Below are 23,486 nucleotides of genomic sequence, written 5' to 3' on the forward strand. Positions count from 1 at the left end.
GGGCAAGGTGCTATCTTACCGGAACAATCTCAACCCAGTATCCGTCCGGGTCATTGATAAAGTAAATGCCCATGGAAGGATTTTCAAAACAGATGCAGCCCATTTCTTCGTGTTTTTTATGGAAGGCATCGTATTCATCGGTTTTGAACGCCAGATGGAACTCTTCGTCTCCCAGATCATATGGTTCTTTGCGGTCGCGCATCCAGGTCAGTTCCAGGGAAAATCCGGTACGTCCGTCGCCAAGATATACGATTTTATAACTTCCGTCCGACGCGTTCTTTTCGCGGACAACGGAAAGACCGAGAGCTTCCTTATAGAATGCAATGCTTTTGTCCAGGTCTAAAACGTTAAAATTAAAATGGTTAAATTCAATCATGATTACGCCTCCTTAACATTGAAGTATCGATTTATCCCGTTTACTATATCACATTTTGGGAGAGAGGGCAATAAAGGCATTTTTGAGCGCTTACAGGCATATTTTCAGCAACTTTTTCTTTACAAACGAGAGAAAAATTATATAATAATACCCAGAGCCCGATAATGCGGCAGGCAGAACGCATAATAACCGACACAGAGGAAAGGGAGAGATTTATGAAAATAAGACGATATTTCATGGCGGTCATGCTGCTGTTGTGCGGAGCGGCATTTCTGTACGGACAGAAGCTCGACACAGAGGCGGCCAGTCAGTATACGATTTATGTAAACCGGAGAACCAATATTATCAATGTGGTAAGCAGCAGGACAGGAAAGGTAGTCCGCGCGATGTATTGTTCCACGGGAAGAGGCTATTCCACTATCCGGGGTACATATAATACAGTGAGTAAAATGCGCTGGCATGCTCTTTACGGCGGGGTGTACGGACAGTATTGTACGAGAATCTATGGTTCTTATCTGTTCCATTCCGTTCCATATTACAGGGTGGCAAAAAATCAGGTGGAGACAGTAGAATACAATAAGCTGGGAACACAGGCGTCCGCCGGATGTATCCGGCTGGCTGTCGTGGACGCAAAATGGATTTATGATAACTGTGGTCTCGGAACAAGAGTCGTGATCGGGGAATCAAGAAATCTGCAGAAGCCGACCCGTGATAAGATAAAGATATCCACAGCGAGACGAAGCGGCTGGGATCCAACGGATCCGGATCCGGCGAATCCGTATTATCCAAAGTTCAAGCTGAAAAAGTCTGCGCCAAGGAAGCTGGAATATGGCAGCAAGGTAAATAAAAAGAAACTGAAAAAATGGATGAAGGTTTCATCGCCTGTCACATCCGGTTCTGTATTGCAGAAATATATAAAAGTAAAGGGAAAGGTCAATACGTCGAAGCCGGGCAAATATAAAGTCACTTATACAGTGACAGACCCGAGGACGCTGCTTACTAAGTCGATAAAAGTTACATTTACTGTGAAAAAGCAGCCGCAGGAACCGGCGGACGCTGCTGTTTGAAATACGGCATAGCGGGATAGACTCTCTGATAAAGAGAACAGAACTTTGCCGCCGGGGCGATCGCTCCGGGCGCGGGAGTTCTGTCTGGCAGAACTCTTTGTTATTCAACAGGAAAATTATTATTATATTATAATAAGAATAAACAGCTGTCATCCAATAGAACGGCAGCGGCAGATTATAAAACAGGAGGAAATGAAAATGGCAGTACCATATAATCATAGAGCCATTGAACAGAAATGGCGTAAGAACTGGGAGGAACATCCTGTAAATGTCGATGACGGTAAGAAACCGAAATATTACTGTCTGGACATGTTCCCGTATCCGTCCGGCAGCGGACTACACGTGGGACACTGGAGAGGATACGTGATCAGCGATGTCTGGAGCCGTTATAAGATGCTTCAGGGCTATTATCTGATTCATCCGATGGGATGGGACGCTTTTGGTCTTCCGGCAGAGAACTACGCCATCAAGATGGGAACTCATCCAAAAGTTACCACAGAAGAAAATATCAGAAATATCAAGCGCCAGATCAATGAGATCGCGGCTATTTACGACTGGGATATGGAGGTCAACACCACTGACCCGAATTTCTACAAATGGACTCAGTGGATTTTTGTAAAAATGTTCAAGGCCGGACTGGCTTACGAAAAGGAGATGCCGATCAACTGGTGTCCTTCCTGTAAGACAGGTCTTGCCAACGAAGAGGTTGTGGACGGCTGCTGCGAGCGCTGCGGCTCTCCGGTGACCAAGAAGAACTTAAAACAGTGGATGCTGCGCATCACCAAATACGCGGACCGTCTGTTGAACGATCTGGATAAGCTGGACTGGCCGGAGAAGGTTAAGAAGATGCAGACTGACTGGATCGGCAAGAGCTACGGCGCTGAAGTGGATTTCCCGGTGGAGGGAAGAGAGGATAAGATTACAGTTTACACCACACGTCCGGATACGCTCCACGGCGCAACATTCATGGTTCTTGCTCCGGAGCATGCTCTGGCGAAAGAACTTGCCACCGATGAGACAAGAGAAGCGGTGGAAAAATATATTTTCGATTCCAGCATGAAGTCCAACGTGGATCGTCTGCAGGATAAGGAAAAGACCGGTGTGTTCACAGGCTCCTACGCCATCAACCCGTTAAACGGCGCCAAGATTCCGATCTGGCTGGCCGACTATGTACTGGCTGATTACGGTACAGGCGCCATCATGTGCGTACCTGCCCATGACGACCGTGACTTTGAGTTTGCGAAGAAGTTCGATATCCCGATCATTCAGGTTATCGCCAAAGACGGCAAAGAGATCGAGAACATGACAGAAGCTTACACCGACGCTGTGGGAACTATGATCAACTCCGGCGAGTGGAACGGTATGGAATCCGCTGTGCTGAAAAAAGAGGCTCCTGCCATGATTGAAGAAAGAGGCATCGGCAAGAAGAAAGTCAACTACAAGCTCCGTGACTGGGTGTTCTCCCGTCAGCGTTACTGGGGCGAGCCGATTCCTATCGTACACTGCCTGAAATGTGGTGCGGTGCCTGTACCGGAAGAAGAGCTGCCGCTGCTGCTTCCGGATGTGGAAAAATACGAACCGACCGGAACCGGCGAATCACCGCTGGCAGGCATCACCGACTGGGTGAACACCACCTGTCCGTGCTGCGGCGCTCCGGCCAAGAGAGAGACCAACACCATGCCGCAGTGGGCCGGATCTTCCTGGTACTTCCTGCGTTACGTGGACAGTAAGAATGACAAAGAACTGGTGAGCAAGGAAAAAGCAGACAAATACCTGCCGGTTGACATGTACATCGGCGGCGTGGAGCACGCGGTGCTTCATCTGTTATACTCCAGATTCTACACCAAGTTCTTATATGACATCGGAGCGATCGACTTTGACGAGCCGTTCAAGAAGCTCTTCAACCAGGGTATGATCACCGGAAAGAACGGTATCAAGATGAGTAAGTCCAAAGGAAATGTTGTTTCTCCGGACGATCTGGTAAGAGATTATGGCTGTGACTCCCTGCGTCTCTACGAACTGTTTGTGGGACCGCCGGAACTGGATTCCGAGTGGGACGACAAGGGAATCGACGGCGTATACCGTTTCCTGAATCGTTTCTGGAAGATGGCCATGGACAACAAGGACAAAGATGTGGCGGAGACCGACGAGCTGGTAAAAGTACGCCACAAGCTGGTATACGACATCACCACCCGTCTCAATTCCTTCAGTCTGAACACTGTTGTCAGCGGTTTCATGGAATACAACAACAAGCTCATCGATCTGAGCAAAAAAGGCGGCGTGGACAAAAACACTCTGGAGACCTATATCATCCTTCTCGCTCCGTTTGCTCCGCACATCGCAGAGGAGCTGTGGGAGCAGTTCGGCCACACAGATTCCGTATTTGATCAGACCTGGCCGGAATACGATGAGGACGCCATGAAGGACGACGAGATTGAGATTCCTGTACAGGTTAACGGAAAGACCCGATGCACCATCTTCATCCCGGCAGACGCCGACAAAGATGACGTCCTTGCCAAGGCAAAAGAGGCTCTGGGCAATAAGCTGACCGGAACCATCCGCAAGGAGATCTACGTGCCGGGCAGAATTGTGAATATCGTGGCGAAATAATTGTTGCATCATTGATGACAAATGACAATAACGCAGATGGCGGAAAGCTGTCTGCGTTATTTTATACCGGGAGGAAAATAAAATGAATATCATGACATATACCGGTCTTTTTATGGACCCGCTGGCTCCCGAGCCGGAGCAGGTGCGCATCGAAGATATCGCCCACGCCCTGTCTATGATCAGCCGGGCCAACGGACATTTTCCCGAAGTACATACGGTGGCGCAGCACTGCCTGGAATGTGCTGCGGAAGCAAAAGCGAGAAACCTGCCCCGGCAGACGCAGCTTTTCTGCCTGCTTCACGACGGAGCGGAAGCCTACCTCGGAGACTTCATCCAGCCGGTGAAGGCCCGGATGGAAGGCTACCGGGAAGCAGAAGACCATCTGCTCGACATGATCTATCGGAAGTTCGCCGGGCGGACGCCCAGCGAAGCGGAGCAAAAAGCCGTCAAAGAAATAGACAAAACCCTGCTGTACTTTGAGTTCCTCCACTACATGGGCGTCGGCTGCGGCAATCCGGGCGCAGGCCTCCAAAGCCGCCCGGTATTCTCGGAGATGCCGCGGCGGGAAGTGGAAGAGAGGTATCTGGAGACGTACCGGGAGCTGAGAGAGTAAAGCGATGAAAAGATTTACAGGAAAACCGAATAATGATGGAATCAACAGGCGCAGCTGTGCGGGAAAGAATATAGAAAATGAAAAATATGAGAACAGAAAATAAAGAAAAATTTATAAAGAATAAAAATAATCAAAAACAGGACAAGAAGAATAAACAGGGAAACGGGAGCAGTTCATTATCCGCAAGCAAGACTCCGGTCTGCCCATATGAGAAGAAATGCGGCGGCTGTCAGTATGTGCACCTGCCTTATAAGAAGCAGCTGGAGCGGAAGCAGCAGCGGGAGGAGAGTCTGCTGGGAGCGTTCTGCAGAGTGCAGCCGATGATTGGCATGAAGGACCCGTATCATTACCGCAATAAGGTACACGGCGTGGTGGCGGCGGACCGCAGAGGGAACGGATACACGGGCATCTATGAGGCGAAGAGTCACCGGGTTGTCCGGGTGGATTCCTGCCTCATCGAGGATCAGAAAGCCGACGCAATCATGCAGTCGGTGGCCGGTCTGATGAAGTCCTTTAAGATGCGGGCGTATAACGAGGATACCGGTTACGGCTTCCTGCGGCACATTTTAATCCGGACCGGATACCATACCGGACAGATTATGGTGGTGCTGGTGACGGCATCCCCTGTATTTCCGTCAAAAAACAATTTTGTCAAAGCGCTCCGGAAGCTGCACCCGGAGATCACAACCATTGTGGCCAATGTCAATGACCGCAGCACCAGCATGGTGCTCGGCGACAAGCAGCAGGTTCTCTACGGAAAAGGATACATAGAAGACATTTTATGCGGTAAGCGGTTCCGGATCTCACCGAAATCCTTTTATCAGGTGAACCCTGTGCAGACAGAGGTGCTGTATCGTAAAGCCATGGAATATGCGGAACTCACCGGCAAGGAGAGAGTGATTGATGCCTACAGCGGCATCGGAACCATCGGTATGGTTGCCAGCGGCAAGGCCAAAGAAGTGATCAGCGTCGAGCTAAACGGCGATGCAGTCCGCGACGCCATCGCCAATGCCAAGATGAACAAAATAAAAAATATTCGTTTTTATAAAGCGGACGCCGGAGAATTCATGGTCAAAATGGCGGCGGCCGGACAGAAGGCCGACGTGGTCTTCATGGACCCGCCCCGCGCCGGCAGCGACCGGAAGTTTTTGGACTCCCTTCTGCGCCTGAAACCGGGAAAAGTGGTGTACATTTCCTGCAATCCGGAAACCCTGAAACGGGATCTCGGATATCTGGCTGGCAACGGATATCGCGTAAAGAAGATACAGCCGGTTGACATGTTCCCGATGACGGAGGAGATGGAGACGGTCTGCCTTCTCACGAGGAAATAGGAGATTTACTAAAGGGAGAAAACCAATGCATACAAAACCTTATATACAATCAGAGAAAAAATCAGACGTAATAAAAAAAGCTTTTGTAACCGCATTTCCTTATACGATACCGATCTTTGCCGGTTTCTGGTTTCTGGGGCTGACCTATGGAATCTACATGAATGTCTCCGGATTCAGCTTCTGGTATCCGATGCTTATGAGCATCACCATCTTTGCGGGTTCGGTGGAATTTGTGGCGGTAAACCTGCTGCTGGGAGCGTTTAATCCGCTGCAGGCGCTGGCCATGACCCTCATGATCAATGCCCGCCACCTGTTTTACGGCATATCCATGCTGGAAAAATTCCGGGGAATCGGATGGAAGAAAATATACCTGATTTTTGGCATGTGCGACGAAAGTTTTTCCATCAACTATACCGCCGATATACCGGACGACGTGGACAGAGGCTGGTTCATGTTTTTTGTGACGCTGCTGAACCATTTTTACTGGTTCTTCGGCGCGACGCTGGGAGGTATCTTCGGATCTTTGATACATTTCAACACAGAGGGACTTGACTTTGTCATGACCGCCATGTTTGTGGTAATTTTCCTGGAACAGTGGCTGAAAGAGAAACGGCATACCAGCGCGCTGATCGGCATCGGCCTTTCTGTTCTGTGCCTGCTGGCCTTTGGCGCTGATAACTTTATCATCCCGTCCATGTTCGCCATGCTGGGCGTACTGACCCTTCTGCGGGGCACCATAGAAAAAGAAGGAGGTATAGTATGACTCTTTTACAGCAAATCATCACCATCGCCATGGTGGTTCTCGGCACTGCCATCACACGTTTTTTGCCATTTATTGTTTTTCCGGCAGACAAGCCTGTGCCGAAATATGTGCAGTATCTGGGCAAAGTTCTGCCCTCCGCCGTGTTCGGCCTGCTCGTGATCTACTGCCTGCGAAACGTGAGCATCTTCACGGGAAGTCACGGGATACCGGAGCTGATTTCCATTGTTCTGGTCATTGTACTGCATCTCTGGAAGCGGCAGATGCTTTTATCCATCGCAGGTGGAACCATATGCTATATGCTGCTGGTGCAGCTGGTGTTTTGATTCCATATGGCGGAGCACGGATATTGTATGTAGAGCAAAGAAAGCGAAGGAAGGAATGATAAAAAATGAATCAAGAACAGTGGGAAGCCCGGGAAGCTCTCCGGGTTCAAAAAGAACAGCAGGAACGTATTGAGAAACTGAGTATCCTGAATCAGTACGCCGGAAAGGGGCAGATTCTTTTTACCGGTTCCTCGCTGATGGAGCAGTTTCCGGTCAATGAGATCCTTATGACAAAAGGACTTTCGTATCGGATATATAACCGGGGTGTGAGCGGATTTACCACCTCGGATATGCTGAATCACATGGATACCATGGTATTTGACCTGGAGCCGTCCCGGATTTTTATTAATATCGGGACCAATGATATCGGCGCGCCGGACTATTCGGAGGACGCGCTGCTGGCAAACTATGGCAGGATTCTCACTCAGATCAAAGAGCGGCTGCCGCAGGCGGAAGTTTATGTCATGGCCTACTATCCGGTCAATGAGACAGATAAACTTTCCCGCTGTGAACAGGGAGCGGCCTCCTTCACCAATCGGAACAACAAAAACATTGAGGCAGCGAACCAGCGGATTGCCGGACTGGCAGCGGAGATGGGACTGCATTTTATTGATGTCAGCGAAGGACTCCGGGATGAGCACGGACGGCTCAAAAAGGAATTTACCGTGGAGGGAATCCACATGTATGCCAACGCGTACTATGTAATTTTTGAGAATATGGAGAGGTATCTGTAAGAAAATTGTTCCTGATTCTCTTGATTAATTCGTTCATTTGTGTCATAATATTATCGACATATGTCGTAAATGATGTGAACGGAGGTGACCGGATGGCAAGACCCAGCCGATGCCGGCGTGTGTGCGATGAACCGGCGTTTGACCGTTTCGCTCCATGTGGCAGGGACGGGGTGGAAGAAGTTCCGCTGACGGTGGATGAATATGAGGTGATCCGCCTGGTGGACTATGAGAAAAAGACCCACGCCCAGTGCGCTGCACAGATGGATATTTCCCGGACGACAGTGACAGAGATTTATGAAAAGGCCCGCTATAAGATTGCGGATTGTCTGGTTAATGGAAAGCAGCTGCGGATCGCCGGGGGAAATTACCAGATCTGCCGGGGAAAGGATGCCGGAGGACGAGGCTGCGGGCGGCGCTGCCGGTGGACGCAGCCGGAATTTTCGGATGAACAAATGGAAAGATCGAAGAAAAAGAAGGGAGCATATATTATGAGAATTGCAGTAACTTACGAGGGTGGAAATGTATATCAGCATTTTGGACATACCAGCCAGATGAAAATCTATGATGTGGAAGATGGAAAGGTGGTTCATGAAGAGGTAGTGGATACTGCCGGAAATGGACATGGAGCTCTGGCAGGTTTCCTGGCTGGACTGAAAGCAGATATGCTCATTTGCGGAGGAATTGGCGGCGGCGCCCGGATGGCTCTCGATGAGGCGGGTATCAAGTTGTATCCGGGAGTGAGCGGGACTGCTGACGCGGCGGTTGAGGCATTTCTCAACGGCAATCTTGACTATGACCCGGATACCCGGTGCGCACATCATGAGCATGAACATGGTGAAGGCGGATGCGGCCACCATGAGGGAGAAGGGCATTGTCATGGACATAGCGACTGCGGTCATCATCAGGGATAAGGCAGCCGGCTACTGTGGGCATGCGCGCATGGATACAGAGGATAGAGACAAAATGACAGAGAAAAAACAGTCTTGTTTCGGACATTATATCCGGAACAAGACTGTTTTTTAGTGAAGGCCGTTTGATTCATAGGAACCTTCGGCATAAAAATCATTTTGATTCTGCAGGTCTTCAAAAATCAGATATACGCGGCGGTAACCCGGCTGAGAGGCTGAGAAATTACTGATTTCGCCTTTAATAACATAGGATATCCGTTGCGCGTTGTCAGATAAATGCAGTTCCACTCTGGCAAAAGCAGTTTCATCGTATTGGATGGTTCCGCTGATGTCGTATTTATCTGTCCCGTTGATCGCTTCTGCAGCGGCGTTGACCTGAAGGACGCCTGTGAGAGAAGCTGAACTTTCCCATCCGTTTCCGGTAATCCGGTAAACATGATCCGGTGCGGTACGGCTTTGGAGAGAGAGGTCTATGGAACAGGAACCTTCCTGCATACTGCCGGTCCAGTTAATCTGTCCACTTACGTTGTATCCGTGTTTCTCATAAATGTTATTCAGGTTCTGGCTGCCTGTCTGTTCTGCGGCCGGCTGGCCGATTTCTTCTGCTGCGCTGCTGTCAGTGCCGGAAGCGTGGCCGGTAACCGGCTGGTATAATTGCTGTCCCGGCTCAGAAATGACTTCTGTGTGGGTAGAGGAGTGTTTATTTTTTCCTCGTTTGGTTTTAATGATTTTTTTTCGTTTGTACTTTACTTTTCGGCTGAAAAGAAAGGCTGTACCCACGGCAAGCACTGCAGCTATAGCGACAGACAGCGCCGTGTGAATCATCGACGGAAGGGGCAGCAGCCGCAGTACCCAGTTTATCATCACCCAGAGGAGCGTCGGGACAATACCCAGAACAAATTGAATCACCATAGTGATAAGAGGAAGAATAAGCCCCAGAGAGTTATATTCAAAAATAAACCGGTATAATATAATGGAAAGCAGGGGGAGGACGATCATAATGACAGGCATATTTCCGTTCCGGAAACGCAGGAAAGCCATGACAATATATGTAAGCCCTCCAATTAATACCGCGGAGCTGAGAACAGCTCGTGGATTATTGATATTGCTGGAAAATTCGTAGAACAATCCCCAGAAATGTATTCTGTGTATGACCAGATAATAATTAAGAAAGACGATGGCAGCGGTCAGCGCGCCTAAAAGAATAGCTGTGCTTTTTCTGTTATTCATAAATTTCCTCCATTACTTTTTTGTGTACAAAATCTTGTCTATTATATGTTTTCTCAACATATCTGTAAATACTGTTCCCTTACGGATATTTACCGTATTGTATCGCAAATATATAATAAATCTGTGATTATGAAGGAAGAGGGGAGGAGGCTGCGGACCGGAACCGCGCGTTATCTTTGCGCGGGTCTGTGCCACCGCCTCAGCATTTGACGGGCCGGCTGTCTCAGCAGATTCTAGGCAGCTGGATACCGGTCAGTCTGGATAAAATGCGCCGTCCGCCGATGGAGGTTTTCAGGATAACCTTGCCTGGCATTTCTTTTGTGACAGTGCCAATCTGCGCGGCATGTTCTCCGCCGGGAGTCTTCTGCATGGCGGTAAGAATCTGCGCGGCAGCCTCCGGGGCACAGACCACAAGCATCCGTCCTTCACAGGCGCAGTAGAGTGGGTCCAGTCCCAGCATGTGACAGGCTGTTTCCACTGAAGTATCAAAAGGAAGAGAAGACTCATCCAGTTCGATGGAGAAAGGCATCTGTTCCGTAAATTCGTTGAGAGTGGTGGCGACGCCGCCTCTGGTGGGATCGCGCATGATGCGGATGGTGTTGGACATGTGAGGCGGCATAGAATCAGGTGTCGTAGAACCATGTCTCATGGCGCCGGCGGCGGTAAGCGCCGCTGCGCTGATCTCGTGCAGAAGGCGGCAGTCAGAGACCAGAGGGCTATCCGCAGTCAGCAGGCCGGAGCGGGCCATCATGACCGCAGTGCCGTGGCACCCTATGGTACCGCTGATAAGAACCGCGTCGCCGGGGCGGATGCCGGTCTTGCCGGGCAGGCAGGCTCTCTGGAAGCCGATGCCGGCAGTGTTGATATAAATACCGTCACACTTGCCGGCTTCTACTACTTTGGTATCTCCGGTGACAATGGAGATGCCTGCCTTTTTTGCTTCTTCGGCGATGGAAGATACGATGTTCCGGAAATCGGCAAAAAGAAAGCCTTCTTCCAGAATAAAGGAAAGACTTAAATATTTTGGCTCGCCTCCTGCCATACAGATGTCGTTGACAGTACCGCAGACAGAGAGCTTTCCGATATCGCCGCCGGGAAATCGCCACGGAGTGACCACGAAACTGTCGGTGGAGAAAACCAGCTGCCTGTTTCCTTTCAGCAGTGCTCCGTCACCCAGAGAAGCCAGAGCGGGATTATCGAAGGCGGGCAGGAGAATGCCGTCAATCAGCTCTGCCGTTTTCAGACCGCCGCTGCCGTAATCCAGGGTGATGCGTTCGCTCATAATTTCTGTGTTATGTTTATCTATATTTTTTGTGTTGGTATTCATCATTGTATTACTTGTTGTTTTATTTTTCATATTTGTCGATAAAATAATTTAACTTATAATCATTTATTGCAGACGGAAACGATAGTTATATCCACAATTATCCGTATTGATACGCTGCGGCGCAGGCGCCTTCCCCGGATACCATGCAGGGGCCAACCGGGCTGGCTGGAGAGCAGATATTCCCAAACAGCGGGCAGTCAGCAGGGCGAATGACGCCGCGGATGACCCCGGCGCATTGACAGCCGGGAATCTCGTTTTCTGCCGGGGGCTTCAGGGAGAACTTCTTGATGGCGTCCCAGGAAGCATACTCGTCCCGGATGGCATAACCGCTGCCGTCAATGTATCCAAGTCCCCGCCACCGGGACGGTGCCGGGCGAAAGACTTTCTCCATGAGAGAAAGAGCCGCCGGATTACCTCCCGGCCGGACGAGGCGGGTATATTCGTTTTTGAGAGCCGGGCGGTTTTCGGCAAGCATCCGTGTCAGTTCCAGAATAGAGCAAAGCAGGTCTGCAGCTTCAAAGCCGGCCACAACGCCAGGCAGCCGGTAGTCGCCGGGCAGAAAAGAAAAACGATCCGCTCCGATGATAGCGGCCACATGTCCCGGACAGAGGAGTCCACTGACGGCAAAATCCGGGGATTCGATGAGGGAGCGCAGGGCTGGTTCAGTCTGTTTTAACAGACAGAGTACAGAAAAGTTATCGAGGCGGCGGGAAGCAGCTTCCAGAAGGCAGGCGGCCGTTCCGGGTGCGGTGGTCTCAAAGCCTGCGCCAAGGAAGACAACTTCCTTTTCAGGATGATCTTCGGCCAGCCGGAGCGCGTCCATGGGCGAGTAGACGGATTCTACATTCCCGCCGCCAGCGCGGCGTTTCAAAAGATTGTCTCCCCGGATGGAACCGGGAACCCGGAGAAGATCTCCGTAGCTGGTGATCAGAATATCTTCCCGTTCGGACAGAGAGAGAATCATATCGATGATATTGGCGGGGGTGACGCAGACCGGACAGCCGGGGCCGGAGAGAAGCTGTACATTTTCCGGCAGAACGCTTTTGATCCCACTGCGGGCGATGGACATGGTGTGAGTTCCACAGACCTCCATCAGACGGATGGGGCCGGTCTGTTTGCTGTACTCAGTGATTTTCTTAAGGAGAAACGGCACATCCCCCGGATTTTTAAACCAGTTTTCATAAAGCATTTTTTATTTCCTCAAGAAGCTCGATATTTTCCAGGGCTTCCTTTTCTGACATTTTTTCGATAGCAAATCCCGCATGAACCATGACGTAATCCCCGGGTTTTGGGTCCGTGATGAAATCAATGCGGATATTCTGAGAGAGTCCGCCGGCCTCGCAGCGGGCCAGAGGACCGTCTATTTCGTTGATTTTCATGGGCATTGCCAGACACATATTATTGTACTCCCTTCGTATTTTTTATCCCACCGCCTGAAGCCGGTAGGATTGCGGCAGCATTGTTCAATGGTTATTTTTTAACTGATTCCCGGACGCTGCTCCATGATTTGCGCAGGACTCTTCGGGATGCTGCGCTTTATGGATCTGTTCAGAAAGAAACGCTGCCAGCGCTCCCAGTCCGTCCCCGGTTCTGCTGCTGACGCAGAAGAGAGGGGCGTTTGGGTTGACCGTCTCGTAGTTGGAGCGGATCCTTGCCTCATCAAAATCAAAATAAGGCAGCATATCATGTTTGTTAAGGACAAGACAATCAGTGTCTGTGAACATGAGGGGATATTTTTCTACTTTGTCGTCTCCCTCCGGGATACTCAGGAGAGTAATGCGGAGAGATTCGCCGATGCGGAATTCGGCAGGACATACCAGATTGCCGATGTTTTCCACAAAAATAACATCCAGGTCATCCAGAGGAAGTTCGGGAAGGATATGCCGGATGCTCATGGCCTCGATATGGCAGGCTCCGTCCGTATTCAGCTGAACAGCGGGAATGCCGAGGCTGGCAATTCGCTCGGCGTCCACCTGCCCTGCGATGTCCCCCTCAATGACACTGATACGGAAATCGTTGCGCAGCCGTTCGATCAGAGCAGAAATCAGGCTGGTTTTCCCGGCGCCGGGGCTTCCCATAACGTTAATCATACAGATGTGACGGGAAGCCAGGGTATCTTTTACTTCTTCGCTGACATCCTCATTCCACTCCATGACCTGATGCAGTATTTTTATTTCCATGGATATTCGCCTCCTGTGCAGTTTTGCTTGTGTTCTCTGCTACATCAATCTCCAGACTCTCTATGTAAAACTCTTTTCCGGACAGGAGCGTAAGGCGCAGACTCTTACAATGGGGGCACTCCAGATGATGGGGAGTGATTTCTCCCTCTTTTCCGCAGTCCATGCAGCGCACCCGGACAGGAAGGGTCTCGGATTCGATGCGTACTCCTTCAGCGATAGTCCCTTCTGACAGCATGTCCATATAAATCTGGATACAATCAGGTACGATGCCCCGGAGAGCTCCGATGCACAGTCGGATGCTCCGGATTTTTGATGCGTTCTGCGCCTGCGCTTCTCTGATGCAGTCTTTGAGAAGATGTTCGGTTATACTCAATTCATGCATGGATGTTCTCCTGTGATCTTGTAATTTATCTCAGAGACATTTTATCACATTATTAGTTAAAATAAACACAAAATCCGGCAGAAGTCTTGTAAAATTTGTGAATGAGGATTAAAATCAGGGTGATATATATAGAAAAAGGGCAGTTTCTGACTACTGCCTGAAAAGAGAGGAAATGAAAGGAGGACAACATCGATGATACCATTCCTGATTGGAATTCCGGCAGTGCTGGCAGTGGTTTTTCAGATAGTCCGAAATGAAAAAATACGGGGTTATATTGTCTATGCGGGTGCCGGAGCGATCATGGCCATGACGGTTGTGTTTATTGCGGACTGGATTGGCGGCGGAGCGAAGACATGGATGTTCTATCCACGGACAGAGACCATAGACCATTTGATGACGGCGGGAGATATCTTTCTTATGTGTCTGATCGTCTGGCTGAGTGTCCGGTACAAAAGGGTGCTCCCCATGATTCTGTCCATACTGCAGACGGTGCTGGTGCTGTACGTGGAATTTACCGCGGAGGTGACGGAGGGACCGCATATGATGGTGGACTGGCTTACGATATTGATGTGTATTATCATTGCGTTTATCGGAGGATTTATCTGCATCTATACAGTTGGCTATATGAAGGGATATCACCAGCATCATAAAGATGTAAAAGACAGACAGCCATTTTTCTTTTCCATGCTGTTTCTGTTCCTTGCCGCCATGTTCGGGCTGGTACTTTCACAAAATCTTATCTGGATTTATTTTTTCTGGGAGATTACCAGTGTTATTTCTTTTTTAATGATTGGCTATACCCGCACGGAAGAAGCGGTAGGAAACAGTTTTTGTGCTCTGTGGATGAATCTGCTGGGGGGTTTAGGTTTTGCCATAGCCATAGTCCTGATGGCGCTGGGACAGGAATCGCTGCAGCTTACGGAAGTGGTGAGTACGGGAGCGCTGCTTCCTCTGATGTGTCTGTCGCTGGCTGGACTGACCAAATCGGCACAGCTGCCGTTTTCCACCTGGCTGCTGGGAGCCATGGTGGCGCCGACGCCGTCCAGCGCTCTTCTGCACAGTGCGACAATGGTAAAAGCCGGCGTTTATCTGCTGATCCGGATTTCTCCGGCGCTTTCCGGTAATCTGGTAGGTCTCATCGTATCGAGTATAGGGGGTCTTACGTTTATTATGGCAAGTATGATGGCCATTGCGCAGAATGATGCAAAAAAAGTGCTGGCTTTTTCCACCATTTCTAATCTGGGACTGATTGTGGCCTGTTCAGGTATTGGAGTGGAGGAGACTGTGTGGGCTGCCATTTTCCTTATGATGTTCCATGCGGTCAGCAAATCCATGCTGTTCCAGTCTGTGGGCTCCACGGAAAATACACTGGGATCCAGAGACATTGAGGATATGCATGGCCTCATCATCCGTGTGCCTCGTCTGGCCTATATCATGGGCATTGGCATTGCAGGAATGTATCTGGCGCCGTTCGGGATGCTGATTTCCAAATGGGTGGCGCTCAAGGCGTTTGTGGATTCAGGAAATGTAGTGCTGGTTCTGTGTATCGCGTATGGCAGCGCGACGACGATGTTTTATTGGACAAAATGGTTGTCCAAACTGCTCTGCCGGCATATCCCGAGGGATACAGTTAAGGATGTGACAAGAAAAGACGAGTATCTGTCCATGCTGTTTCACGCCTGCGTCATGCTGCTCATGTGTCTGCTCCTGCCTCTGGTGGCAAGATGGCTTGTCAACCCAATCGTACGACAGCTTTTCGGCAATTCCAAAGATGTACTTTCTATGAGTGTGCTGGCTACAATGGCGATCATGCTGGTTTCCATTTTTGTGGTCCCGGTCGCCATGTTCTTTATCAGCCGCCGCTCCCACACGGAGCTGGTTCCGATTTATATGAACGGTATCAACGAGGGAGACAACCGGTTCTTTACTAACAGTTACGGGGAAAAAGAACATTTATATCTGAGCAATTGGTATCTGAGATTTGAGTTCGGACGGAGGCATCTGCGGATTCCTTCAATCATCATCGCAGCGGCGGTGCTGGTCATCGGAATCTGTCTTGTCATTGGAGGTGTGTCATGGTGAAAGTGATTTTTGTGCTGGCTTATCTGATTTTTGCCCCTTTTGTCGGCGCACTTCTGGACGGCGTTGACCGTATCATCAGCGCCAGAATGCAGCGGAGAAAGGGACCGAAGCTTCTGCAGCCGTTTTATGATCTGGGTAAACTGTTTTCCAAAGAAAGGATCGGCGTTAATAATGTGCAGCTGTTCCTCAACATGAGCTATCTGGTGATTCTGATGATCGCCGGAAGCATGCTTTTTGCTGGGGCGGATCTTCTTATGGTGCTCTTCATTCTGAGTACTGCGGATATGTTTCTTATTATGGCGGCATCCAGTGATTCGTCGCCGTATTCTAATATGGGTTCCAGCAGGGAGATGCTGCAGATGATGGCTTATGAGCCGCTGACTCTTTTGGTGGCGGTAGGATTTTATCTTACCACGGGATCTTTTCTGGTATCGGACATTATTCGGGAGGATATAAGCGCGGTACTGTGGATGCCGGGACTTCTGGCAGGCTTTATGTTTACCACAGCCATCAAGTTCCGGAAGTCGCCTTTTGACCTTTCCACCAGCCATCACGCCCATCAGGAGATGGTAAAGGGCCTGACCACGGAGATGTCCGGTACGACTCTTGCCATTATGAATATTGCGGAATATTATGAGATGGTTCTGCTCCTCGGTATCTTCTTCCTGTTTTTTGTGAACAGTACATGGTGGAGCTGGATCGTGGCGCTTTTGCTCTGCGCGGTGATCTTCTTCCTGGAGACGCTGTGGGACAATGTCAGCGCCCGTGTAAAATGGAAGACGCTTCTTTACAGCTGCTGGGTAGTTACTCTGGTGGCGGGAGGCGTAAATATATTGATTCTGATGCTGGATAAATGAGCAGGAGGGAAAGAACATGGGTAAAGTATCAAAATCACCGTGGCTGCTTCATTATGACGCCAGCAGCTGCAACGGATGCGACATAGAGGTGCTGGATTGTCTGACGCCCAAGTATGATATCGAGAGGTTCGGTATTATTAATACAGGAGATCCTTTTCAGGCGGATATCCTGTTGATCACAGGCGGAGTCAACAGCCAGACAGAGAGAGTGGTCAAACAGCTTTACAGCCAGATGCCGGAGCCAAAAGTTGTGGTGGCGGTGGGGATCTGCGCCTGTACCGGCGGCGTATTTAAAGAATGCTACAATATACGGGGCGGGATTGACACAGTCATTCCGGTGGATGTGTATGTACCGGGGTGCGCCGCCCGTCCGGAAGCGATTATAGACGGTGTTGTAAAAGCTCTTGCGGTACTCGATGAAAAGCAGGCGGTCATGAAAACGCCGGAAGAGAAGGAGAGGTGACAGGGATGGAAGAAAAAAATGATATCAGAGAAATTAATGCAAGGCAGTTCTTCCCTGCCATTGTGAAGATGAGGACGGAAAAATGGCGGCTGGTTCAGATATGCGCGACCTCAGTAGAAGGCGGCTGCGAGATGAGCTATTCTTTTTGCAGAGGGTATGACATGCGGACATATCGTTTTGTAGCTTATGGAGATGAAGAAGTGGCCAGCATCACACAGATTTATCCCTGTGCATTTCTTCAGGAGAACGAGGCAAAAGAACTTTTTGGAGTAAATATCACTCATATCAAGCCGGATTACAAAGATAAACTGTACCGGATCGAGGAAGAGACGCCGTTTAAGGAAAAGGAGTAGGGAAAGATGGCAAAGAGAAGCATAGTACCTTTTGGTCCCCAGCATCCTGTACTGCCGGAGCCGATTCATCTGGATCTGGTGCTGGAGGATGAGACTGTGGTGGGCGCAGTTCCGAGCATTGGATACGTTCACCGGGGACTGGAAACGCTGGTAAAAAAGAAAGATTTTAAACAGTATGTGTATATTGCAGAGAGAATCTGCGGTATCTGCAGCTGCGGACATGGGCTGGGCTACTGTATGGCAGTAGAAAATGTCATGGGAATTGATGTGCCGGAGCGGGCGCAGTATCTGCGGGTAATCTGGGTAGAGATGAGCCGGATACACAGTCATCTTCTTTGGCTGGGACTTCTGGCCGACGCCCTTGGATTTGAGAGCCTTTTCATGGAGAGCTGGAGAGTGCGGGAAAAGATCCTTGATATGTTTGATGAGACGACAGGAGGGAGAATCATCCACTCAGTGAATCAGGTGGGTGGCGTTCAAAAAGATATGGACAGCAGTATGTTAAAACATCTGCTGGAGACAATAAAAGACATTGAAAGAGATATCAAACCGCTGGTTGATACTTTTTTGAAAGATTATACTGTGCAGAGCCGTCTGAAAGGAACCGGGATTCTTAAAAAAGATGATGCGATTCTTCTTGGTGCGGTGGGGCCGATGCTCAGGGCCAGCGGCGTGGAATATGATGTGAGAATGCTGGGATACGGCGCATATAAGAATCTGTCAATGGAGCCGGTTACATGCACGGATGGAGACAGTTACGGCCGATGTGTGGTGCGGATTAAAGAGCTGTTTCAGTCTTTTGATCTGATTCGCGAGGCCATAGGAAAGATACCGGAAGGAGATATCCATGTGCCGGTGAAGGGAAATCCGTCAGGAGAATATTTTCTGCGGATTGAGCAGCCACGCGGAGAAGCAATTTATTATGTCAAAGGAAACGGCACAAAATTTCTGGATCGTTTCCGGCTGCGAACCCCGACGACCAGCAATATTCCTCCGCTGGTAGAGACGCTTAAAGGCTGCCAGCTGGCAGATGTTCCGGTGCTGATTCTGACCATCGATCCGTGTATCAGCTGCACAGAGCGGTAGAGAAGCCTGTTTACGGGAAAGGAGAAATCATATGGATAAAATAAGAGCGTTTACCCTGGCGGGAAGAATGCTTAAAAATCTGTTCCGGAGACCGGCAACGACGCAGTATCCTTTTGAGCCGGCAGATTACCCGGAGCGGATGCGCGGGCATGTGCGTATTGAGATAGGAGACTGCATTTCCTGCGGTCTTTGCATGCGCTCTTGTCCTTCCGGCGCCATCGTGGTGGACCGGAAGGCCGGAACCTGGACTGTCGACCGGTTCGACTGCGTGCAGTGCGGAAGCTGCGTGACCGCCTGCCCGAAGAAATGTCTGTTCATGGAGAAAGGCTATACAGAGCCGGACGGTGTAAAAAAGAGCGAGACCTTTGTAAAGCCGCAGGAAGAGCCGGCGGGAAAGACAAAAAAGACTGGTTAAAGTGCCGAAAAAAAGTTACAGCCATATTTCTGTCAGTGATTTTCAGAAATATGGCTCATTTTATGCTCGTTTTTATGCATATTTTTTCATGGAAAACCGTAATTATATATGATAGAATAGAAACGTTTTAATATAATTTATTACTGTAAAAGACAAAAAACATGTTGGTGTCAGGTATCGGAAGTGAGATATATGCAAAGGAATGAATGTGAACAGAAGAAAGAAATATTAAGTGCCATTTTAAAAAACTGCGGGATGGTGTTCTGTGAATATCTTGTCAAAGAAGACCGGCTTATATTTTATGATGACACCCTTACGGTGAAAAAAGAGATTTCTGATTATTTGGAATATTTACAGCATGATTCTTTTATTCATCCGGAAGACCGGTGGAAAATGAAAGATTTTTATCAGGGGAAGATAAGAGGAGAGACGGAGGTACGCCTTTTACATGATCAAAAAACCATCAGGCTTCTTTTTCAGGCTATTCCGGTTGGGGGAGTAGATGCGTCGGTGAGGCTTTCTGTTCTTGTGAAAGATATTACCACGGCGAAGGACAGAGAAGTACTGCTGGAAGAGCGGGCGATGAAAGATTCACTGACTTCTCTGTACAATCATTTTTTCGGCAAAGAGCTGATCAATGAATATCTTAAAAATAAAGACCCTTATGCCACCTGTGGGATGATGGTCATTGATGTGGATTATTTTAAGCAGGCCAATGACAGGTACGGGCATCTTTTCGGAGATCAGGTGTTGGTGGAGCTGGCGCGGCTTCTGACAAGGATGTTTGATGCGAAAGATGTGATTATGCGTCCGGGAGGAGACGAATTTGTCGTTTTCCTGAAAGATATCAGCCATGCGACGCTGGTAAAAAAAGCCATGCAGCTCGTGAAAGCAGTGCGGGAGATTCATTTTGAAGGAAAGGATTACGCCATGACCTGCAGCGTGGGCGTCTGTTTCCTGAGGGAAAATGTATCGGGTTATACTTACGACCAGCTCTTTGAAAATGCGGACTGGGCGCTGTACCGCGCCAAAGAAAACGGACGGAATTGCTATGTGTTCTGCGATAACCTGCAGAGATTCGAAATTATGGAGAAGGATACTTCCCCGAAGGGCAATATCGACATCCGCTACATGCATAACGACGTCATCTCCACCGCATTTGAAATATTTGAAAAGACCAGCAGTTTTACTGCGGCCATGAAGCTGCTCATGGAAGTAATCGGCTACCGTTTTCAGCTTGACCGGATCACAGTCATCCGTACGGACATCAAAGAAAAAAGTGCAGGGAGACAGTATCAATGGGTGTCGGAATATGCTCCGGAAGTGCTGGATGAGCCGGGAAATTTTACCAAAGAAGATTTTATCACACTATTTCAGAGCTACGATGAGTATCAGACCACAGTTCTGCAGTGTGACAATATGGGTATGTATTCGCCGGGCGGAGCCGCTTTACTGATGCAGGGTGAGGCAAAGACGGTGCTTTACGCAGCCATGTATCTGGAAGGAAAATATACCGGCGCCATATCCTATGTGGTATGCAGGGAAAAACGTTATTGGTCTAAGCAGAACCGGAAAGAGCTTGGAGAGGTGACTAAGATTATTTCTGCGCATCTGGCAAGAAAGCAGGAAGGAAACCGGGATGAATACAGGGAAACGTACTGGACAGATTATGACAGCCTGACGGGGCTGATGACTTTTTCGCGATTCCGCATTGAGGCGGAGCATTTTATTCTGGGAGATTATGCGAATTCCCATCTTATGCTCTACAGCGATTTCATAGGTTTTAAATCGTTCAACAAAAAGTTTGGATATTGTGTGGGAGATCAGCTGTTAAAAGAGTACAGCAACTTTTTCATTGAGAAGCTGGAAAATGAGGAAGAAGTCTTTTTTACCCGGGTGGTTTCCGATCAGTTTCTGCTTCTTATCCCGTATAAAAAACAGAGTGACTTTCTGGGAGAAATAGACCAGCTCAATAAAGAGTTCGAAAAAACGCAGTCCGGAAAGTTTGCGGGAGCAAAGATTCATCTCCGGACCGGTGTGTATGTAATCGAGCCGGGATGCCCCAGCGCATCTTTTGCCATTGACGCAGCCAATGAGGCGAGAAAACAGATTACGAAGGACTCGGCCGTTTCAGTGAAGCTGTATGACGGCTCCGGAGAGGAAAAGATGCAGGGCAGGTAGAGCAGGCACGCGCCAAGATGAGAATTACAGAAGACAAAAACAGGCTGGAAGAGACGAATAGGAGGAAAAGGTGAAGGGACATAATTATACGTATATGGCGACATCGCAGGAAACAATAAAACCGATAGATGAAATTGCAGGTTTTCCGGTACGGCCGGGACTGTTTGATACAAATGGGGCTATGCCGCTCCAGAATGGCGTAAACTTCACAGTTCACACCAACAGAGGAACCTCCTGCGAGCTTCTGCTGTTCCGAAAAGGTGAGGAAGAGCCGTTTGCTGTACTGCCATTTCCGGAAGAGTACAAGATCGGAGATGTGTACTCTATGATAGTATTTAATCTGGATATTGAGGAATTTGAGTATGCTTACCGGGTAGACGGGCCTTATGACCCGGAAAACGGACTGATTTTTGATAAAAAAAATATTTTGCTGGATCCTTATGCCAGGGCGGTGGCTGGTCAGCGGCGCTGGGGAAAAGGAAAAGCGGGAGCTTATCATGCCCGGGTCGTAAAAGACATTTTTGACTGGGGTGATATGCCGCAGTCCAAACAGGAAATGTGCGAGCTGATCATATACGAGCTTCATGTCAGAGGTTTTACACAGCACAGTTCCTCAGGGGTGAAAAATCCGGGAACCTTTGCGGGACTGAAGGAAAAGATTCCTTATTTAAAAGAACTGGGAATCAACGCCGTGGAACTGATGCCGGTTTTTGAATTCGACGAGCTGGCAAATGCCAGAGAAATAGACGGAAAAATGCTGCTGGACTATTGGGGGTATAATTCCGTAAGCTTTTTTGCTCCGAATACCAGCTATGCTTCCGCTGATAATTTTAATCATGAAGGATGGGAATTGAAAGAACTCATCAAAGAGCTTCATGAAAACGGGATAGAGGTTATCCTGGACGTGGTATTTAATCACACAGCCGAAGGAAATGAAAAGGGACCTGTTTTCTGTTTTAAAGGATTTGATAACAAAGTGTACTACATGCTGACGCCGGATGGCAATTATTATAATTTCAGCGGCTGCGGCAATACCCTTAACTGTAATCATCCGATCGTCCGGCAGATGATTCTGGAATGTCTCCGTTACTGGACGGTCAATTATCGTATTGACGGTTTTCGTTTTGATCTTGCCAGTATCCTTGGAAGAAACGAAGACGGCACGCCGATGAATATGCCGCCGCTTTTGAGCAGCCTCGCATTTGATCCGGTTTTAAGTAATGTCAAGCTCATAGCGGAGGCGTGGGACGCCGGAGGCATGTATCAGGTCGGAAGCTTTCCGGCCCACCACCGCTGGGCAGAGTGGAACGGCAAATACCGCGATACCATGCGCAGCTATTTGAAGGGGGATGCCTGGCTGGCCAATGACGCCATGTGGCGTATTGTCGGATCAGGAGATATGTATGGCGGATTTTTCTCTGATTACAAAGGAAATTATGCCGGCTATAATTCCTGTGTAAATTTTCTGACCTGCCACGACGGCTTTACGCTTTATGATCTTTATTCATATAATACAAAACATAATGAGGGCAACGGCTGGGATAACACTGACGGCAGTGACGATAATCGCAGCTGGAACTGCGGCGCCGAGGGAGATACCGATGATCCGGAGGTATTGAAGCTTCGCTTCCGGATGATCCGAAATGCCTGCACCGTTCTCTTATGCAGCCGGGGAACGCCGATGTTTCTGGCCGGTGATGAATTTGGAAATACGCAGTATGGCAACAATAACGGTTATTGCCAGGATAATGAAATCTCCTGGCTGGACTGGAATATGCTTGAAAAAAACAGGAATCTGTTTGAGTTTTTTAAATTTATGATCGCATTTCGGAAAAAGCATATCGTTATCAGCAGGAAGCTTCCGGATGCCGTCTGCGGCATGGAACCGATTCGTGCCTACGATATCGATGGCAATAAGATTAATCTGCCGGGAGATTCCAAAACTATTTCCGTGGGATTTGCCGGTTATGACCGACAGAAAGGCCGGGACGATATCGTCTACATCACTCTGAATACCTACTGGAAGGACGTGGAGATCATGCTTCCTCCTCTTAAAAAGGGATCCTGGTATCTCTGTGTCAACACTTACGGCGACGGCGCGGGACGTTATGTTTATCACGAAGGAGAAGAAACGAGAATTGACGGACAGTTTATTATGCGTCCGAGGTCAGTGGCAGTCTTTACTGTGCGGGAGTTTTAGATTAA

At 49.0% G+C, this 23,486-nt stretch carries 23 protein-coding genes; 16 read left to right on the forward strand and 7 right to left on the reverse strand.

Features of this window, described 5'->3' with window-relative positions; translation table 11 throughout:
- Positions 1 to 10 precede the first annotated feature (10 nt).
- Positions 11 to 376, reverse strand: coding sequence for a VOC family protein (locus B5F87_RS02010; RefSeq protein WP_087275920.1), 366 nt, complete (start codon positions 374 to 376; stop codon positions 11 to 13).
- Positions 377 to 591: 215 nt separating this feature from the next.
- Here B5F87_RS02010 and B5F87_RS02015 point away from each other — a divergent pair, with 215 nt between their 5' ends.
- The 8 genes from B5F87_RS02015 to B5F87_RS02050 all read left to right on the forward strand — a co-directional run bounded on the left by B5F87_RS02015 (position 592) and on the right by B5F87_RS02050 (position 8,728).
- On the forward strand, positions 592 to 1,443 hold the full coding sequence (locus B5F87_RS02015; RefSeq protein WP_158096920.1) for a L,D-transpeptidase family protein: 852 nt from the start codon (positions 592 to 594) through the stop codon (positions 1,441 to 1,443).
- Between the two features lie 198 nt (positions 1,444 to 1,641).
- Entirely contained in the window at positions 1,642 to 4,053 is a 2,412-nt protein-coding gene (leuS, locus tag B5F87_RS02020; RefSeq protein ID WP_087276189.1) for a leucine--tRNA ligase, read from the forward strand.
- An 82-nt stretch (positions 4,054 to 4,135) separates the two neighbouring features.
- A complete protein-coding gene (locus B5F87_RS02025; RefSeq protein ID WP_087275927.1) occupies positions 4,136 to 4,666 on the forward strand; it encodes a hypothetical protein in 531 nt (176 codons plus the stop codon).
- Between the two features lie 77 nt (positions 4,667 to 4,743).
- A complete protein-coding gene (gene rlmD / locus B5F87_RS02030) occupies positions 4,744 to 5,997 on the forward strand; it encodes a 23S rRNA (uracil(1939)-C(5))-methyltransferase RlmD (RefSeq protein WP_343215710.1) in 1,254 nt (417 codons plus the stop codon).
- Between the two features lie 25 nt (positions 5,998 to 6,022).
- Positions 6,023 to 6,760 (forward strand): azaleucine resistance protein AzlC, encoded by a 738-nt coding sequence (gene azlC / locus B5F87_RS02035; RefSeq protein ID WP_087275933.1) that lies wholly within the window; start codon positions 6,023 to 6,025, stop codon positions 6,758 to 6,760.
- A complete protein-coding gene (locus B5F87_RS02040; RefSeq protein WP_087275936.1) occupies positions 6,757 to 7,083 on the forward strand; it encodes a branched-chain amino acid transporter permease in 327 nt (108 codons plus the stop codon). The genes azlC and B5F87_RS02040 overlap by 4 nt, the downstream gene beginning before the upstream one ends.
- 65 nt (positions 7,084 to 7,148) lie before the next feature.
- Positions 7,149 to 7,817, forward strand: a complete 669-nt coding sequence (locus tag B5F87_RS02045; RefSeq protein WP_087275939.1) for a GDSL-type esterase/lipase family protein — start codon at positions 7,149 to 7,151, stop codon at positions 7,815 to 7,817.
- A gap of 92 nt (positions 7,818 to 7,909) precedes the next feature.
- A complete protein-coding gene (locus tag B5F87_RS02050) occupies positions 7,910 to 8,728 on the forward strand; it encodes a DUF134 domain-containing protein (protein WP_087275942.1) in 819 nt (272 codons plus the stop codon).
- A 108-nt stretch (positions 8,729 to 8,836) separates the two neighbouring features.
- Here B5F87_RS02050 and B5F87_RS02055 read toward each other — a convergent pair whose 3' ends face one another.
- The 6 genes from B5F87_RS02055 to hypA form a co-directional block, all read right to left on the reverse strand.
- Positions 8,837 to 9,955, reverse strand: a complete 1,119-nt coding sequence (locus B5F87_RS02055; RefSeq protein WP_087275945.1) for a hypothetical protein — start codon at positions 9,953 to 9,955, stop codon at positions 8,837 to 8,839.
- A gap of 223 nt (positions 9,956 to 10,178) precedes the next feature.
- Entirely contained in the window at positions 10,179 to 11,285 is a 1,107-nt protein-coding gene (gene hypE / locus B5F87_RS02060) for a hydrogenase expression/formation protein HypE (protein ID WP_242964214.1), read from the reverse strand.
- A gap of 94 nt (positions 11,286 to 11,379) precedes the next feature.
- On the reverse strand, positions 11,380 to 12,471 hold the full coding sequence (gene hypD, locus B5F87_RS02065; protein WP_087275948.1) for a hydrogenase formation protein HypD: 1,092 nt from the start codon (positions 12,469 to 12,471) through the stop codon (positions 11,380 to 11,382).
- Positions 12,461 to 12,679, reverse strand: coding sequence for a HypC/HybG/HupF family hydrogenase formation chaperone (locus tag B5F87_RS02070; RefSeq protein ID WP_087275951.1), 219 nt, complete (start codon positions 12,677 to 12,679; stop codon positions 12,461 to 12,463). The genes hypD and B5F87_RS02070 overlap by 11 nt, the downstream gene beginning before the upstream one ends.
- Positions 12,680 to 12,745: 66 nt before the next feature.
- A complete protein-coding gene (gene hypB, locus B5F87_RS02075) occupies positions 12,746 to 13,462 on the reverse strand; it encodes a hydrogenase nickel incorporation protein HypB (RefSeq protein ID WP_087275954.1) in 717 nt (238 codons plus the stop codon).
- Positions 13,422 to 13,844, reverse strand: a complete 423-nt coding sequence (gene hypA / locus B5F87_RS02080) for a hydrogenase maturation nickel metallochaperone HypA (protein ID WP_087275957.1) — start codon at positions 13,842 to 13,844, stop codon at positions 13,422 to 13,424. The genes hypB and hypA overlap by 41 nt, the downstream gene beginning before the upstream one ends.
- A 192-nt stretch (positions 13,845 to 14,036) precedes the next feature.
- Between hypA and B5F87_RS02085 the strand changes: the two genes are divergently transcribed.
- The 8 genes from B5F87_RS02085 (at position 14,037) to B5F87_RS02120 (ending at position 23,481) form a co-directional block, all read left to right on the forward strand.
- Positions 14,037 to 15,926 (forward strand): proton-conducting transporter membrane subunit, encoded by a 1,890-nt coding sequence (locus tag B5F87_RS02085; RefSeq protein WP_087275960.1) that lies wholly within the window; start codon positions 14,037 to 14,039, stop codon positions 15,924 to 15,926.
- On the forward strand, positions 15,920 to 16,783 hold the full coding sequence (locus B5F87_RS02090; protein ID WP_087275962.1) for a complex I subunit 1 family protein: 864 nt from the start codon (positions 15,920 to 15,922) through the stop codon (positions 16,781 to 16,783). Before B5F87_RS02085 ends, B5F87_RS02090 begins: the two co-directional genes overlap by 7 nt.
- A gap of 16 nt (positions 16,784 to 16,799) precedes the next feature.
- The gene (gene nuoB, locus B5F87_RS02095) at positions 16,800 to 17,246 is read left to right on the forward strand and encodes an NADH-quinone oxidoreductase subunit NuoB (protein WP_087275965.1); all 447 of its coding nucleotides are present in this window, start codon (positions 16,800 to 16,802) and stop codon (positions 17,244 to 17,246) included.
- A gap of 5 nt (positions 17,247 to 17,251) precedes the next feature.
- Positions 17,252 to 17,599, forward strand: coding sequence for an NADH-quinone oxidoreductase subunit C (locus B5F87_RS02100; RefSeq protein WP_087275968.1), 348 nt, complete (start codon positions 17,252 to 17,254; stop codon positions 17,597 to 17,599).
- A gap of 6 nt (positions 17,600 to 17,605) precedes the next feature.
- The gene (locus tag B5F87_RS02105) at positions 17,606 to 18,685 is read left to right on the forward strand and encodes a nickel-dependent hydrogenase large subunit (protein ID WP_087275971.1); all 1,080 of its coding nucleotides are present in this window, start codon (positions 17,606 to 17,608) and stop codon (positions 18,683 to 18,685) included.
- A gap of 31 nt (positions 18,686 to 18,716) precedes the next feature.
- Entirely contained in the window at positions 18,717 to 19,100 is a 384-nt protein-coding gene (locus tag B5F87_RS02110; RefSeq protein ID WP_204246028.1) for a 4Fe-4S dicluster domain-containing protein, read from the forward strand.
- A 192-nt stretch (positions 19,101 to 19,292) separates the two neighbouring features.
- Positions 19,293 to 21,281 (forward strand): diguanylate cyclase, encoded by a 1,989-nt coding sequence (locus B5F87_RS02115; RefSeq protein WP_087275974.1) that lies wholly within the window; start codon positions 19,293 to 19,295, stop codon positions 21,279 to 21,281.
- 94 nt (positions 21,282 to 21,375) lie between these two features.
- Positions 21,376 to 23,481 (forward strand): alpha-amylase family glycosyl hydrolase, encoded by a 2,106-nt coding sequence (locus B5F87_RS02120; protein ID WP_087276198.1) that lies wholly within the window; start codon positions 21,376 to 21,378, stop codon positions 23,479 to 23,481.
- Positions 23,482 to 23,486: the final 5 nt, after the last annotated feature.

It is taken from the genome of Eubacterium sp. An3 (assembly GCF_002159465.1).
GTDB lineage: Bacteria > Bacillota > Clostridia > Lachnospirales > Lachnospiraceae > Anaerobutyricum > Anaerobutyricum stercoris.

Excerpts from the sequence above, each read along its gene's own strand:
- B5F87_RS02010 (WP_087275920.1), bottom strand. The coding sequence starts at position 376 with ATGATTGAATTTAACCATTTTAATTTTAACGTTTTAGACCTGGACAAA.
- B5F87_RS02015 (WP_158096920.1), top strand. The coding sequence starts at position 592 with ATGAAAATAAGACGATATTTCATGGCGGTCATGCTGCTGTTGTGCGGA.
- leuS (WP_087276189.1), top strand. The coding sequence starts at position 1,642 with ATGGCAGTACCATATAATCATAGAGCCATTGAACAGAAATGGCGTAAG.
- B5F87_RS02025 (WP_087275927.1), top strand. The coding sequence starts at position 4,136 with ATGAATATCATGACATATACCGGTCTTTTTATGGACCCGCTGGCTCCC.
- rlmD (WP_343215710.1), top strand. The coding sequence starts at position 4,744 with ATGAAAAATATGAGAACAGAAAATAAAGAAAAATTTATAAAGAATAAA.
- azlC (WP_087275933.1), top strand. The coding sequence starts at position 6,023 with ATGCATACAAAACCTTATATACAATCAGAGAAAAAATCAGACGTAATA.
- B5F87_RS02040 (WP_087275936.1), top strand. The coding sequence starts at position 6,757 with ATGACTCTTTTACAGCAAATCATCACCATCGCCATGGTGGTTCTCGGC.
- B5F87_RS02045 (WP_087275939.1), top strand. The coding sequence starts at position 7,149 with ATGAATCAAGAACAGTGGGAAGCCCGGGAAGCTCTCCGGGTTCAAAAA.
- B5F87_RS02050 (WP_087275942.1), top strand. The coding sequence starts at position 7,910 with ATGGCAAGACCCAGCCGATGCCGGCGTGTGTGCGATGAACCGGCGTTT.
- B5F87_RS02055 (WP_087275945.1), bottom strand. The coding sequence starts at position 9,955 with ATGAATAACAGAAAAAGCACAGCTATTCTTTTAGGCGCGCTGACCGCT.
- hypE (WP_242964214.1), bottom strand. The coding sequence starts at position 11,285 with ATGATGAATACCAACACAAAAAATATAGATAAACATAACACAGAAATT.
- hypD (WP_087275948.1), bottom strand. The coding sequence starts at position 12,471 with ATGCTTTATGAAAACTGGTTTAAAAATCCGGGGGATGTGCCGTTTCTC.
- B5F87_RS02070 (WP_087275951.1), bottom strand. The coding sequence starts at position 12,679 with ATGTGTCTGGCAATGCCCATGAAAATCAACGAAATAGACGGTCCTCTG.
- hypB (WP_087275954.1), bottom strand. The coding sequence starts at position 13,462 with ATGGAAATAAAAATACTGCATCAGGTCATGGAGTGGAATGAGGATGTC.
- hypA (WP_087275957.1), bottom strand. The coding sequence starts at position 13,844 with ATGCATGAATTGAGTATAACCGAACATCTTCTCAAAGACTGCATCAGA.
- B5F87_RS02085 (WP_087275960.1), top strand. The coding sequence starts at position 14,037 with ATGATACCATTCCTGATTGGAATTCCGGCAGTGCTGGCAGTGGTTTTT.
- B5F87_RS02090 (WP_087275962.1), top strand. The coding sequence starts at position 15,920 with ATGGTGAAAGTGATTTTTGTGCTGGCTTATCTGATTTTTGCCCCTTTT.
- nuoB (WP_087275965.1), top strand. The coding sequence starts at position 16,800 with ATGGGTAAAGTATCAAAATCACCGTGGCTGCTTCATTATGACGCCAGC.
- B5F87_RS02100 (WP_087275968.1), top strand. The coding sequence starts at position 17,252 with ATGGAAGAAAAAAATGATATCAGAGAAATTAATGCAAGGCAGTTCTTC.
- B5F87_RS02105 (WP_087275971.1), top strand. The coding sequence starts at position 17,606 with ATGGCAAAGAGAAGCATAGTACCTTTTGGTCCCCAGCATCCTGTACTG.
- B5F87_RS02110 (WP_204246028.1), top strand. The coding sequence starts at position 18,717 with ATGGATAAAATAAGAGCGTTTACCCTGGCGGGAAGAATGCTTAAAAAT.
- B5F87_RS02115 (WP_087275974.1), top strand. The coding sequence starts at position 19,293 with ATGCAAAGGAATGAATGTGAACAGAAGAAAGAAATATTAAGTGCCATT.
- B5F87_RS02120 (WP_087276198.1), top strand. The coding sequence starts at position 21,376 with ATGGCGACATCGCAGGAAACAATAAAACCGATAGATGAAATTGCAGGT.